Source organism: Flavobacterium enshiense (assembly GCF_040750275.1).
Classification (GTDB): domain Bacteria; phylum Bacteroidota; class Bacteroidia; order Flavobacteriales; family Flavobacteriaceae; genus Flavobacterium; species Flavobacterium enshiense_B.
Genome location: NZ_JBDOCV010000017.1, coordinates 48,966 through 62,205 on the forward strand (window position 1 = coordinate 48,966; position 13,240 = coordinate 62,205).

The 13,240-nt window shown below is 38.0% G+C and carries 12 protein-coding genes; 11 read left to right on the forward strand and 1 reads right to left on the reverse strand.

All coding sequences use genetic code 11. The features are described from left to right. The first annotated feature begins 52 nt into the window (after positions 1–52). The 6 genes from ABGT15_RS13420 (at position 53) to proC (ending at position 7,189) form a co-directional block, all read left to right on the forward strand. The gene (locus tag ABGT15_RS13420) at positions 53–2,014 is read left to right on the forward strand and encodes an amino acid ABC transporter substrate-binding protein (RefSeq protein ID WP_367231967.1); all 1,962 of its coding nucleotides are present in this window, start codon (positions 53–55) and stop codon (positions 2,012–2,014) included. Next, positions 2,014–2,418 (forward strand): OsmC family protein, encoded by a 405-nt coding sequence (locus ABGT15_RS13425; RefSeq protein WP_367231968.1) that lies wholly within the window; start codon positions 2,014–2,016, stop codon positions 2,416–2,418. The genes ABGT15_RS13420 and ABGT15_RS13425 overlap by 1 nt, the downstream gene beginning before the upstream one ends. 1 nt (position 2,419) lies before the next feature. Beyond that, the gene (locus tag ABGT15_RS13430; protein ID WP_367231969.1) at positions 2,420–2,650 is read left to right on the forward strand and encodes a DUF3820 family protein; all 231 of its coding nucleotides are present in this window, start codon (positions 2,420–2,422) and stop codon (positions 2,648–2,650) included. A 102-nt stretch (positions 2,651–2,752) separates the two neighbouring features. Further along, positions 2,753–4,369 (forward strand): CTP synthase, encoded by a 1,617-nt coding sequence (locus ABGT15_RS13435; protein WP_367231970.1) that lies wholly within the window; start codon positions 2,753–2,755, stop codon positions 4,367–4,369. 61 nt (positions 4,370–4,430) lie between these two features. Next, on the forward strand, positions 4,431–6,317 hold the full coding sequence (gene yidC / locus ABGT15_RS13440; protein ID WP_367231971.1) for a membrane protein insertase YidC: 1,887 nt from the start codon (positions 4,431–4,433) through the stop codon (positions 6,315–6,317). Between the two features lie 71 nt (positions 6,318–6,388). Beyond that, positions 6,389–7,189: a pyrroline-5-carboxylate reductase gene (proC, locus tag ABGT15_RS13445; protein ID WP_367231972.1), complete on the forward strand. Its 801-nt coding sequence runs from the start codon at positions 6,389–6,391 to the stop codon at positions 7,187–7,189. 52 nt (positions 7,190–7,241) lie between these two features. Here proC and ABGT15_RS13450 read toward each other — a convergent pair whose 3' ends face one another. Next, a complete protein-coding gene (locus ABGT15_RS13450) occupies positions 7,242–8,216 on the reverse strand; it encodes a fasciclin domain-containing protein (protein ID WP_367231973.1) in 975 nt (324 codons plus the stop codon). A 59-nt stretch (positions 8,217–8,275) separates the two neighbouring features. On the opposite strand from ABGT15_RS13450, the gene ABGT15_RS13455 reads away from it, so the two are divergent. Genes ABGT15_RS13455 through ABGT15_RS13475 form a run of 5 tightly spaced genes read left to right on the forward strand, consistent with a single transcriptional unit; the run spans position 8,276 to position 13,220 of the window. Continuing rightward, positions 8,276–9,013 carry a toxin-antitoxin system YwqK family antitoxin gene (locus tag ABGT15_RS13455; protein ID WP_367231974.1) on the forward strand — a complete coding sequence of 246 codons (738 nt, stop codon included), beginning with the start codon at positions 8,276–8,278 and terminating at the stop codon, positions 9,011–9,013. 1 nt (position 9,014) lies between these two features. Next, the gene (gene mnmA, locus ABGT15_RS13460) at positions 9,015–10,202 is read left to right on the forward strand and encodes a tRNA 2-thiouridine(34) synthase MnmA (protein WP_367231975.1); all 1,188 of its coding nucleotides are present in this window, start codon (positions 9,015–9,017) and stop codon (positions 10,200–10,202) included. Positions 10,203–10,227: 25 nt separating this feature from the next. Further along, complete coding sequence (locus tag ABGT15_RS13465) at positions 10,228–11,838, forward strand: S8 family serine peptidase (protein ID WP_367231976.1); 1,611 nt, start codon at positions 10,228–10,230, stop codon at positions 11,836–11,838. A 12-nt stretch (positions 11,839–11,850) separates the two neighbouring features. After that, complete coding sequence (locus ABGT15_RS13470) at positions 11,851–12,792, forward strand: NAD(P)H-dependent flavin oxidoreductase (RefSeq protein ID WP_367231977.1); 942 nt, start codon at positions 11,851–11,853, stop codon at positions 12,790–12,792. 20 nt (positions 12,793–12,812) lie between these two features. Beyond that, positions 12,813–13,220 (forward strand): hypothetical protein, encoded by a 408-nt coding sequence (locus tag ABGT15_RS13475; RefSeq protein ID WP_367231978.1) that lies wholly within the window; start codon positions 12,813–12,815, stop codon positions 13,218–13,220. The last annotated feature ends 20 nt before the right edge of the window (positions 13,221–13,240 follow it).

Sequence of the window (13,240 nt, forward strand, 5' to 3'; positions counted from 1 at the left end):
AGTCGTTGCAATAATTAAATTTGTAACGACTTGTTCGCTTAAAAAATACCATATGAAGCATTTTTTTATTGGATTATCTACAGCTTTATTAGTCTCGGCTACTGCGTTTTCGCAGACTAAGAACTATAAAGAACACAAAGTAACCAAAGGGGAAACCGCGTATTCTATTGCCAAAAAATACAGCGTTTCTCCGGAAGATATTTATCGTTTAAATCCTGAAGCCAAAAACGGCGTCAATGAAAATGCGGTTATTTTAATTCCGAGCAATGTGGGACAGCCTGCTAAAAACAGTGTTACTGCAACAGTGAAAGAAACGCCGAAACCAACTGGTAAAGAAGTAAAAGTGTATCATGTGGTGGAAGCAAAAGAAACGGTGTACAGTATTTCCAAAAAATATGATGTAACAGAAGAATCCATCAAAAAGAACAATCCGGATATTGAAAAAGAAGGATTGAAAATTGGAAATACAGTTATTGTTTTTACATCCAAAAAAATAGATAAACCGACAATAGCACCTGTAAAAAATAATGGGGCAGCTACAGCGAAATATCATTTGGTAGAAGCGAAAGAAACCAAGTTCGGAATTGCCAAAAAATACGGTTTAACGGTTGATGAACTCGAAGTTTTAAATCCGGAAATCAAAGAAAACTTAGAAATTGGGCAAAATCTTCGTCTGAATAAAAATACTCCGGTTGCTGTAAAAACTCCTGTTGCAGCAGTAACTTCTGTAAAACAACAAGTGCAGTTTATGGATTATCAGGTGCAGCCTAAAGAAACGCTGTACAGTTTAACCAAATCTTCAGGTTTAACACAGGAGCAATTGTTGACGGCCAATCCGGAATTGGCTAACGGTGTAAAAATCGGAATGACCATTAAAATGCCGTCGACTTCAAAATTCAATCAGATCAATCCGAACAAGGAGCAGGTTGATATTGTAAAATCGTTGAACAAACAGGAAGGGAAAGAATTGGTGTTGATGTTGCCATTTCATATAGATAAAATCGAATCCGATTCTACGAGTACAGTCCAGGAACGTCTGAAAAAAGACAAATTTTTAAACATGACACTGGATTTTTATGCTGGTGCATTAATTGCAATTGATTCGGCTAAAACAATGGGATTGCCTTTAACTGTTAAGATTTTAGACTCGGAAGAATCGAAAAATTCTTCAGCGATAGCCTCTTTGATTTCCAAAAACGATTTTTCAAAAACTGATGCCGTAATAGGGCCCTTCTTTCAGAATCATGTAGAAACGGCAGCTGCTTTGTTGGAAAAATATAATACTCCGGTAATCTCACCTTTGTCAAATGAAAGAGGTAAGCCATATTCTAATTTGTTTCAGGCTATGCCTAATTCTTTAGATGTTAAGCGAAAAATGTTTGATTTTATGGTGGCTAAAGACGGAAATATTATTGCTATCATTGATCCTAAAAAAGGAAGTTCAAAACAGTATATTGCGGAGAATTATCCATCCGTGAAAATTGCCGAAATCAGTGATAAAGGGGTTCCGACACTTGAAAATGTAAAAAGTCTGATGGATAAATCGAAACTCAACTACGTTATTCTGGAATCTGAAAAAACCGGAATGGTGTTGAGTACGTGCAATATTTTAGTGACTGCGTCTTCAGAATATCAAGTACAATTGGTAACGTTAGATAAGAATGAAACCCTTGATTTTGAAGAAATTCCGTTGAGTAAATTGACGCGTTTGAAATTATTGTATCCATCGGTATCCAGAGACAACGAAGCTCCTGAAGCGGAGATTTTTGCCAAAGTATTCAAAAAGAAAAACAATATTTTTCCAAATCGTTTTGCAACCCGTGGATTTGATGTGACTTTTGATGTCATCTTACGATTATTCCAGGACGGCGGTTACAAAGAGTCTGTGAACGAGAAAGCATCCGAGCAGATTGAAAGTAAATTTAATTATGCCAACATCGATGGAGGTTACTATAATAAAGGTGTTTACTTGTTATATTACGACGAAGATTTAACCTTAAAAGAAGCAAAATAATGGCGACTTCAAAAGTTACTTATTTAGGCGATTTGCGAACATCGTCGGTACATTTGCAATCCGGTAACACTATTATCACTGATGCACCAACAGATAATCATGGTAAAGGAGAAGCATTTTCGCCAACAGATTCTGTTGCAAATGCTTTGGCGACTTGTATGTTAACTGTTATGGGGATCAAAGCCAGAGATTTAGAGGTTGATTTTACCGGTTCTACAGCAGAAGTAACCAAAATCATGGGGACTGATCCGCGAAGAATTGTTGAAATCCTTGTCAACTTTGATATGAATTTGGTTGCCGATGATAAAACCAAAACAATTTTGGAAAAAACAGCGTTAACTTGCCCGGTGTTTTTTAGTTTACATCCGGATATTAAAAAAGAAATCACGTTTAATTGGAAGTAGTTTGAAATCGCAACAAGAACTTTTAATAAAACTCGCCCATACCAAAATGCCCTTCGGAAAATACGAGGGGTATTTTCTTATCGACTTGCCTGAACATTACATTGTTTGGTATCATGGAAAAGGTTTTCCTAAAGGACAATTAGGAGAACAGTTGCAATTGGTTTATGAACTAAAACTTAACGGTCTGGAAGAACTCGTACGAAACATAAGACGGAACTTCCCGAAGCCTTAATTCTTTAACGAATAATTGTCAATTTAGGATTTCTAAGTTTCAATTTATAATCGTACTTTTGCCTCGTTTTTTTAAACAACAACACACAATAAACACAACACAATGAATCAGACGAAGTATATTTTTGTTACCGGAGGTGTGACCTCTTCTTTAGGAAAAGGAATTATCGCAGCTTCTTTAGCAAAATTATTGCAGGCAAGGGGGTACCGAACAACAATCCAAAAATTCGATCCGTACATCAACGTAGATCCGGGAACGCTTAATCCATACGAGCACGGAGAATGTTACGTAACCGATGACGGAGCGGAAACCGATTTGGATTTAGGGCATTATGAACGATTCTTGAATGTGCCAACATCGCAGGCCAATAACGTAACCACAGGTAGAGTATATCTTTCGGTTATTGAAAAAGAACGTCGCGGAGAATTTTTAGGGAAGACTGTTCAGGTTGTGCCACATATCACCAACGAGATCAAGGAGCGCATGCAGTTACTTGGTAAATCGGGTGAGTATGATATTGTGATTACCGAAATCGGTGGAACTGTGGGTGATATCGAGTCGTTACCGTATATTGAGTCCGTTCGTCAGTTGTTGTGGGAATTGGGAGATGATAATGGAATTGTAATTCACTTAACCTTAGTGCCTTATTTGGCTGCTGCGGGAGAGTTGAAAACGAAACCAACCCAGCATTCCGTGAAAACCTTAATGGAAAGCGGAATCAAAGCTGATATTTTGGTTTGCAGAACCGAGCATGAATTGTCACAAGATTTACGTCAAAAATTAGCATTATTCTGTAATGTGAAGAAAGAGGCGGTTATTCAGTCTATTGATGCTTCTACAATCTATGATGTTCCAAACTTAATGTTGGAAGAAGGCTTGGATAGAGTGGCGTTGAAAAAACTGGATTTACCGGAAAAAAATACACCGGATTTAAGCAACTGGAATGAGTTCCTGCACAAACTTAAAAATCCGAAACATGAAGTAAACATTGGATTAGTAGGGAAATATGTAGAATTGCAGGATTCCTATAAATCAATTTTGGAAGCTTTTATTCATGCAGGTGCTGCCAATGAGACAAAAGTGAACGTAATCAGTATTCATTCTGAATATTTGGATGCCAAAACGGCAGAGAATCAGTTGAAAGGACTGGATGGCATATTAGTTGCTCCAGGATTTGGCGGTCGCGGAATCGAAGGGAAAATCGAAACCGTTCGTTATGCAAGAGAAAACAATATTCCGTTCTTCGGAATCTGTTTGGGAATGCAAATGGCGGTAATCGAATATTCAAGAAATGTTTTAGGATTTGCCGATGCGAATTCTACAGAAATGAACGAAAGTACGGCTCACCCGGTAATCAGTATCATGGAAGAGCAGAAAAACATTACCGATAAAGGCGGAACCATGCGTTTAGGAGCGTGGAAATGTCATTTGAAAGAAAATACGTTGGCGTACTCCATTTATGGTAAATCTGATATTTTAGAGCGTCACCGTCACCGTTATGAGTTTAATGGTGCGTATTTGGAAGCGTTGGAAAATGCTGGTTTGAAAGCAACTGGAGTTAATCCTGACACTGGTTTGGTGGAAGTTGTGGAATTGGAAAACCATCCGTTTTTTATCGGAGTGCAGTACCATCCGGAATATAAGAGTACGGTAGCAAATCCGCATCCTTTGTTCGTTAATTTCGTAGCGGCTGCGGTTAAAAATAAGGTTTGTTGCTAAAAAGGAGCAACTTGTAATAATAGCTTACTGCTGAGAGCCTAATGCTTAAAGCAAAATAACAATGGAAGAAAAAAAAATTGACAGTAAAACCATTTTGGGATTTGTATTAATCACCGGATTAATGCTTTGGATGATGTACAACAACATTTCCGACGAGAAGAAATCCATCGCAGAAGACGAGAAAAAGGCTAAAACTGAAAAAGTAGAACAGGCGAAACAACAGGAAATTCAAACAGCTGTTGCAACGGCTTCAGATTCTACAAAAGCTAAAGCATTGGAAGGTGTTTTAGGTTCTTTTGCTTATTCAGCGTCTTTGCCTTCTGCAAAAGATAATGTTACCGAAATTAAAAATGGTTTACTAACCTTAAAAATCGCCAACAAAGGTGGTTATATTTCAGAAGCGGTTGTAAACAATTTTGAAAGTCTTCATAAAGGTTCACAAAAACCGATTGAACTTATCAAAAATAGTAATGCCAATTTTAACCTTCAGATTCAAACCAAAGACAATCGTGTTTTAAATACGAAAGATTTGTATTTTGAGCCAACACTTACTAAAGAAGGTCAAAATCAGGTTTTAAGCATGCGTCTTAAAGCGGGTGAAAATCAATATTTAGAGTACCGTTACGTGTTGAAACCAAATGAGTACATGATGGATTTTTCTATCCGTACACAAGGTTTAACCAGTGTTTTGGATACTTCAAAGCCAGTTAGTTTAGACTGGAACCTGAAATCGTACCGTAACGAGAAAAGTGTAACGTATGAAAACCGTTATACTGAATTGGTTTATGAGTACGAAGGCGGAAAAGACAACTATTTAAGTCAGACGAGTAAATTAGATGAAAAAGAAGTTGAAGACTTAACCTATGTGGCTTTCAAACAGGATTTCTTTACTTCTATTTTGTTGACCGATACACCAATTAAAAAAGCGCAGTTAAAATCTGAAAATTTGGTACAGGATGAAGCGGTTGATACCGTTTTTACTAAAAATTTCGCAGCTAAATTACCATTGGAATTTAAAGGAGGTGAGTTGAGCTATAACATGAACTGGTACTACGGACCGGCAGATTATAAGATTTTAAACGACTACAATAAGAACCTTGACGAAGTAATGCCTTTAGGCTGGGGGATTTTTGGATGGATTAACCGTTATGTGTTTATTCCGGCGTATGGCTTCTTAAGCGGTTTTATCCCTCACGGAATTGCTATCATTATTTTTACAATGTTAGTGCGTTTGGTGATGTCACCGGTAACATATAAGTCCTATTTGTCTCAGGCAAAAATGAAAGTGTTGCGTCCGGAAATTGCGGAAATCAACGAAAAGTTTGCCAAAGATCCGATGAAGAAGCAACAGGAGACCATGAAGTTATACGGAAAAGCAGGGGTGAACCCGATGGCAGGATGTTTACCGGCTCTGGCACAAATCCCGATTTTTTACGCTCTGTTCCAATTTTTCCCATCGATGTTTGATTTGCGTCAGAAGAGTTTCTTGTGGGCAGATGACTTATCATCCTACGATTCGATTTTCAAATTACCGTTCACAATTCCGTTTTACGGAGATCACGTGAGTTTGTTCCCGATTTTGGCTTCCATTGCGATTTTCTTCTATATGAAAATGACAACCGGAGATCAGGCAATGAGCACTCCGCCACAGGAAGGTATGCCAGACATGGGTAAAATCATGAAAATCATGATTTATGTATCTCCGATTATGATGTTGTTTTTCTTTAACAATTATGCATCAGGATTGAGTTTGTATTACTTTGTTTCGAACACGATTACCATTGGTATCATGTTGGTAATTAAAAATTATATCATCGACGAGAAGAAAATTCACGCTCAGATTCAGGAGAATAAAACTAAGGAAAAACCGCAAAGCAAGTTTCAGAAAAAAATGCAGGAAATGATGGAACAAGCTGAAGCGCAGAAAAAAGTGAATCAGAAAAAATAATTCTTAAAAAAATAGAAGAACCCTGCATTTGATTGAAAAAATTGAAGCAGGGTTTTTTGTTGGGAAACAGTATGAAAATTGCAATTGTCGGTTACGGAAATATGGGAAAGACTTACGCAGGTAGTTTTATCCATTCAAGGTTTATTAAGTCGGATGATATTTTAGTGTTCAGCAGAAGTATTCCGGCTGAAAAGGAAACCTTTGGTATTCCCGGAAGCAATTTTTTTACAGAAGTAAATAACAGAATTTCTGAAGTTGATATTGTGATTTTGTCTGTGAAACCACAGGATTTTGCTTCTGTGGCAGGTTCTTTAAAAGAGTATGTTTCTGATAAACAGGTACTGTTATCTGTAATGGCAGGTGTTAAAATTGAAACCATTGAAAAGCAACTGGAATGTTCCAAAATTGTGCGTTCCATGCCGAATATTGCCACTCAGATTGGTATGGGAATGACGGTTTTTTCAGCGTCACCATTTATCGATCGAAAAGAATTGTTCATCGTTCAGAATTTAATCAATACCACCGGTAAATCCGTTTATGTGGAAGAGGAGAAACTGATTGATGCAGCTACGGCAGTTTCGGGGAGTGGGCCTGCATACGTTTTTTACTTTATGAATGCGATGATTGAAGCCGCGCAACAATTGGGTTTTTCGCAATCGGAAGCGGAGTTGTTGGTAAATCAGACGTTTATTGGTGCAATAAACTTGCAAAATGGCAACTCTTTGTCCAATCAGGAGTGGATCACGAAAGTAGCTTCAAAAGGTGGAACAACTGAAAAAGCATTGGAAGTTTTTAAAGCCAATGCAACGGAAAATGTTATACAAAAAGCGATTTCAGCGGCTAACGACAGGGCATTGGAACTAGGACATTAAAAAAGCGTCTGAATAACAGACGCTTTACAGATTAATTTGTTTTTTGAAATATTTAGTTGAATGAAGGTAGAATAACCTTATCAATGGCGTGAATTACACCATTGGAGGCCTGAACATCGGTAAGGATGATAGTACTGATTCGTCCATTGGCATCGGTAATTTTTGCACCACTTGTTGTTGTGATGGTGAACGATTGTCCTTGAAATGTTGTGACCATCTGGTTATTTGTTAGGCTTGCTGCCAGTACATTTGCACCTGTAACAACATGGTATTTAAGCGTATTTTCAAGGGTGCTTTGCGGGATGTCATTCAAGCTGGAGGCTCCAAGTTCTGTTAGCAGACTTGTAAACGCATCATTGGTAGGGGCAAATGCTGTAAAAGGCGAGCTTTCACTTCCGGATAGTATACCAGCAAAATCGGGTTGGTCGTCTCTTGTTAATGCGGCAACTAAAGTTGAAAAGTTTGGATTGGCTAATGCATGGGTAACTATTGTAGGCAAACCAATAACATTGTCAACAATATGAATGACGCCATTAGAAGCTGTGATATTTGATGTGGTAACATTTGAGACACCATTTAATTTTACGCCGCTGCTGGTATCGATAAACATACTTAAAGTATTAGTGTTTGAAGCTGATCCTTTTCCTAATGTTTTTACATAACCGGTAGTTAAGGAAGACGATGTGAAGGAACCCGAAACAACATGGTTAAGGAGGATTTCTTTTAGTAGAGCTTCAGGGACATCATCTAACGAGGCAAAGCCATTGGCAGCTAAAAAGGTGGTAAAAGCATTGTTAGTTGGTGCAAAAACGGTGTAAGAACCAGTTTGGTCTAATGTTTGTGCTAAGTCAGTACGGGTTAGGGCATCAACTAATAACGAAAGGTTTGCATTTCCTGAAGCGATATCGGAAATAGAATTATTGTCAGTCGGAGCAGTGGTGTTATCATCATCATCCGAACAACTAAAGCTAATGCTCGCAACTATTGCAAACAAGCTTAATTTGATTACTTTTGAAATATTTTTCATAGTTGTGAGTTTTTATACTGCTAAGTTAGAAATTAATAATTAAAAATGTTTAACAAAAAATGAAAAACATTAAACAAAACACGAAATTTATATTTTTATTAACATTTTGGCTTTCAGTATGTTATGGGCAGGATTTTAATAAATTTGACGAAAACGGTAAACGTCACGGCCTTTGGAAAGGTATTTATGAAGACACCAAGCGACCGCGCTACGAAGGAGCTTTCGATCACGGAAAAGAAGTCGGGGTTTTCAAATATTTTGACAATACTGCAAAATTGGTAGTCATTGCCACCCGTGATTTTTCAGCAAACGACGGTTCACATTATACCACTTTCTACAATCAGAATGGATTTAAAGTGAGTGAAGGAAGAGTGATCGGAAAAGATACTTATGATGGTGCATGGAAATATTATCATTTGGATTCTCCAAAAATCATGACGGAAGAAAAATACGTAAAAGGCAAACTTCAAGGCATAAGAAAGGTTTTTTACAATTCTGATAAAATTGCCGAAGAGACCAATTACGCCAATGGTAAAAAAGAAGGCCTTTATAAAAAGTATGCCGAAAATGGAATAGTGTTGGAAGAAGCTACTTATAAAAACGACCAGTATGAAGGAAAAGCAACCTTTAAAACTGCCGACGGAAAACTTGCCAGCGAAGGAGTGTTTAAGAATGGGAAGAAAGTAGGCATGTGGAAAATGCTTGAAAACGGAAAATTAAAGAATGTAAATATGAATCTTCAAGGGAAAAAGTTTCAAAAAAGAACGAAACCTTTAGAGGATTATCAGGGAAAATAAAATGAAACGAGTAGTTGTTGGGTTATCAGGGGGTGTAGATTCGAGTGTAGCCGCATATTTATTAAAAGAGCAGGGATATGAAGTGATTGGCCTTTTCATGAAGAACTGGCATGATGATTCGGTTACCATATCCAACGAATGCCCGTGGCTGGAAGACAGTAACGATGCACTTTTGGTAGCGGAAAAATTAGGGATTCCTTTTCAAACCGTCGATTTAAGTGAGCAATACAAAGAACGCATTGTCGATTATATGTTCAACGAATACGAAAACGGAAGAACACCTAATCCTGATGTATTGTGCAACCGTGAAATCAAGTTTGATGTGTTCATGAAAATTGCGTTGAGTCTTGGTGCCGATTATGTGGCCACAGGACATTATTGCAGAAAAGGAACCATCGAAAAAGACGGAAAGGAAATTTATCAGTTACTGGCAGGCGTAGACGGTAATAAAGATCAGTCGTATTTTCTGTGTCAGTTATCACAAGAACAATTATCCAAAGCGTTATTCCCAATTGGAGAATTGACCAAACCCGAAGTCCGTGAAATAGCGGCAAAAATGGAATTGGTTACCGCAGAGAAAAAAGATTCTCAAGGACTTTGTTTTATCGGAAAAGTACGTTTGCCGGAATTTTTACAGCAACAACTTCAACCGAAAGAAGGTTTGATTTATGAGATTGCTGCAGATAGTTCCGTCTATGCACAAGAAAAACCGGAATTCACCTCATTAGAAGATTCATTAGCTTTTGAAGCCAAAAATATAGACTATTCGCCAGAAATCGGTAAAATGGTCGGAAAGCATCAAGGGGCACATTATTATACCATCGGACAGCGAAAAGGATTGAATGTAGGCGGAACCAAAGAGCCTTTGTTTATCATCTCCACTGATGTTAAAAGCAATGCGATATACACCGGTCAGGGTAATAACCATCCGGGCTTATTCAAAAAAGCTTTGTTTGTTAAAAATGCCGAAGTTCACTGGATTCGTGAGGATTTAGCTCTGAAAAGCGGAGAATCAATGGAAGTTATGGCCAGAATCCGTTATCGCCAACCGTTGCAGAAAGCAATATTGTATAAATTTGAAAACGGATTGTACGTTTCTTTTGAAGAATCTCAATCGGCGATTACTGAAGGACAATTTGTTTCCTGGCATCTTGAAGATGAATTAGTTGGTTCCGGAGTAATTTCATAAATTAGCCTTTCCATAATCGAAAGCTATGAAAAAAGCCTACTTAATTTTAATGCTATTGTCAGGTTGGATGTCTTTTTCACAAGAAGATGCTTGGGTTTATTTTACCAATAAGCCTAACGCCCAAACCTATATCGACAATCCGCTGACCATGCTTACCCAAAGAGCCTTGGACAGACGTGCTGCGCATGGTGTTGCAGTAACAGTTCAGGATGCCCCGATCCATCAGCCGTATATTGATCAGATAACTGCTGCTTCCGGAATTACGGTAAAAGCTAAATCCAAATGGTTTAATGCATTGCATGTCAGAGGAAGTCAGGCTGATATTCAAAATCTGGAAAACCTTGCGTTTGTGGATCATGTTTTTTTTGCCAATCGAAGCCTTAATCCCGCCGGTAGAATTTCCCGTGAAAACAAAACTACATATACCAATAAGTTTCAGGAAACGCAGGCCAATTATAATTACGGTACTTCTGCCACTCAAATTCAAATGTTGAATGCGCATTTTCTGCATCAACAGAATTATACAGGACAAGGTAAGGTTGTAGCCATTATGGATGCTGGTTTTCCAGGTGTAGATACGCAAGAACCTTTTCAACGTTTGCGTGACAATAATCTTATTCTTGGCGGTTACGATTTTGTAAACAAAACCAATAATCCTTACACGGGTTATCAGCATGGTACTCAAGTGCTATCGAATATGGGCGGTTTCGTTGACGGGCAATTAGTAGGGACAGCACCTGATGCAAAGTATTATTTGTTTATTACCGAAGATATTAACAGTGAAAATCCTGTTGAAGAAAGCAATTGGGTGGAAGCTTTGGAGATGGCCGACAGTCTTGGTGTGGATGTGGTAAATACATCCTTAGGTTATTTTGCTTATCAGAATACGAACTACAGTTATACCTATGCCGATTTAAATGGTCAGGTTGCTTTTGCTTCTAGAGGAGCTGATATTGCCTTCAGTAAAGGAATGCTTTTGGTTACTTCAGCCGGAAACTCAGGAAATACAACTGATCCTCATATCAGTGTTCCTGCCGATGCTGCAACAACTTTAGCGGTAGGTGCGGTAAATAATTCGGAGGTTAGAGCGGGATTCAGTTCTATTGGGCCTTCATTCGATGGACGAATCAAACCGGATTTAATGGCAATGGGAGTAGGATCCACCGTTGCAACTCAAACTGGAACGATTTCAACGAATAGTGGTACTTCTTTTGCAGGGCCAATTTTGGCTGGGGCAGTTACTTCGTTTTGGAGTGCATTCCCTACTAAAACGAATACTGAAATTGTGCAAATAGTTAAGGCTTCAGCAGATCGGTATATTAACCCGGACAATAATTACGGATATGGTATTCCGGACTTTCAATTGGCTTATAACACTACATTAACCACGTCTGAATTTGATAAAAATGGATTTGTTGTTTATCCGAACCCTGCATCAAATCAAATCAGTATTCGTTTTACCGAGACAATTTCAGATGTTTCTATTGCGTTTTATAACAGTTTAGGACAACAGGTTTTGCAAAAATCGGTTCAAAACAATCAAGTGGTTTCGCTTGATAATTTAAATTCAGGAGTCTATATTTACAAAATCACATCGAATAATATTTCTACTTCTGGAAGATTGATTAAGAGGTGATTATGAAATTTTATGAATAAAATAACACAACTATTTAATATAAAATATCCGATTGTTCAGGGTGGAATGATCTGGAACAGCGGTTATAAATTAGCCAGTGCCGTAAGTAATGCAGGAGGTTTAGGATTATTGGGTGCCGGTTCAATGTATCCGGAAGTGTTGAGAGAGCACATTCAAAAGTGTAAACAAGCCACTGATAAACCTTTTGGTGTAAACGTGCCAATGTTGTATCCCAACATTGAAGAAATTATGAACATCATCGTGGAAGAAGGCGTGAAAATTGTTTTTACTTCTGCAGGAAACCCGAAAACCTGGACTTCATTTTTAAAAGAAAAAGGAATCACGGTAGTGCATGTGGTAAGCAGTTCAAAATTTGCCTTAAAAGCACAAGAAGCTGGCGTTGATGCGGTTGTCGCTGAAGGTTTTGAAGCCGGAGGACACAACGGAAGAGAAGAAACCACCACCATGACGTTAATTCCGATGGTACGTGAAAATATTACCATTCCGCTTATTGCAGCCGGAGGCATTGCGACCGGTCAGGGAATGTTGGCCGCTATGGTTTTAGGTGCCGATGGCGTTCAGATGGGAAGTCGTTTCGCGGCCTCTTTTGAAAGTTCATCACATGATAATTTCAAACAAACGATTCTGGAAGTGAAAGAAGGGGACACCCATTTGACGTTGAAAGAATTGGCACCGGTTCGTTTGGTGAAGAATAAATTTTATAACGATGTACAGGAGTTGTATGCCAAATGTCCAACCACGGATGAATTGAAAACCTTATTGGGCAGAGCCAGAGCCAAACGAGGTATGTTTGAAGGTGATTTAGATGAAGGAGAACTGGAAATTGGCCAGATTGCCGGATTAATTCATGATATCAAACCAGTTCAGCAGATTGTTGATGATGTTATGATTGAGTTTGAAAAAGCCCGCAACGAAGTGGCATCATTATTGTAATTTTTAAAGAAAAAGAAATTATGAAATTCATTAAAAATATAAGTTTACTATTCCTTTTGTTTGTAGGGATTAATGCATCGGCACAAACATATCGTTTTGAAACGACAGGAGTAAGTATGAGTATAAAAAATTCAAAGGGAGTTTGGAGTCCTTATACAAAATTTAAGGATGTTAACATTGTAATCACTCTGGATACGTCAAAAGACAGAATCGTTGTGTACTCAGAAGTAATTCAGCTGTATACCATTTTAGGGTATGATGATTCAAAAACCAATGAACAAGGCAGTATTGACAGTTTTCAATGTGTAAATAACGACGGTGAAAAATGTGTTTTAGTCATCCGTACCGATAAAGACAGTAAGCAAAAACAGCTGTATATTAAAGAAGACAGCCGTGTTTTGGTGTATAATATGAAATATGTAAAATAAATAAAGTCCCGGTTTTCGGG

Bases quoted from the DNA above. Each gene is read 5' to 3' on its own strand.
- ABGT15_RS13465 (WP_367231976.1), top strand. From the start codon at position 10,228: ATGAAAAAAGCCTACTTAATTTTAATGCTATTGTCAGGTTGGATGTCT.
- ABGT15_RS13455 (WP_367231974.1), top strand. From the start codon at position 8,276: ATGAAAAACATTAAACAAAACACGAAATTTATATTTTTATTAACATTT.
- ABGT15_RS13470 (WP_367231977.1), top strand. From the start codon at position 11,851: ATGAATAAAATAACACAACTATTTAATATAAAATATCCGATTGTTCAG.
- yidC (WP_367231971.1), top strand. From the start codon at position 4,431: ATGGAAGAAAAAAAAATTGACAGTAAAACCATTTTGGGATTTGTATTA.
- ABGT15_RS13450 (WP_367231973.1), bottom strand. From the start codon at position 8,216: ATGAAAAATATTTCAAAAGTAATCAAATTAAGCTTGTTTGCAATAGTT.
- ABGT15_RS13420 (WP_367231967.1), top strand. From the start codon at position 53: ATGAAGCATTTTTTTATTGGATTATCTACAGCTTTATTAGTCTCGGCT.
- mnmA (WP_367231975.1), top strand. From the start codon at position 9,015: ATGAAACGAGTAGTTGTTGGGTTATCAGGGGGTGTAGATTCGAGTGTA.
- ABGT15_RS13425 (WP_367231968.1), top strand. From the start codon at position 2,014: ATGGCGACTTCAAAAGTTACTTATTTAGGCGATTTGCGAACATCGTCG.
- ABGT15_RS13475 (WP_367231978.1), top strand. From the start codon at position 12,813: ATGAAATTCATTAAAAATATAAGTTTACTATTCCTTTTGTTTGTAGGG.
- ABGT15_RS13435 (WP_367231970.1), top strand. From the start codon at position 2,753: ATGAATCAGACGAAGTATATTTTTGTTACCGGAGGTGTGACCTCTTCT.
- proC (WP_367231972.1), top strand. From the start codon at position 6,389: ATGAAAATTGCAATTGTCGGTTACGGAAATATGGGAAAGACTTACGCA.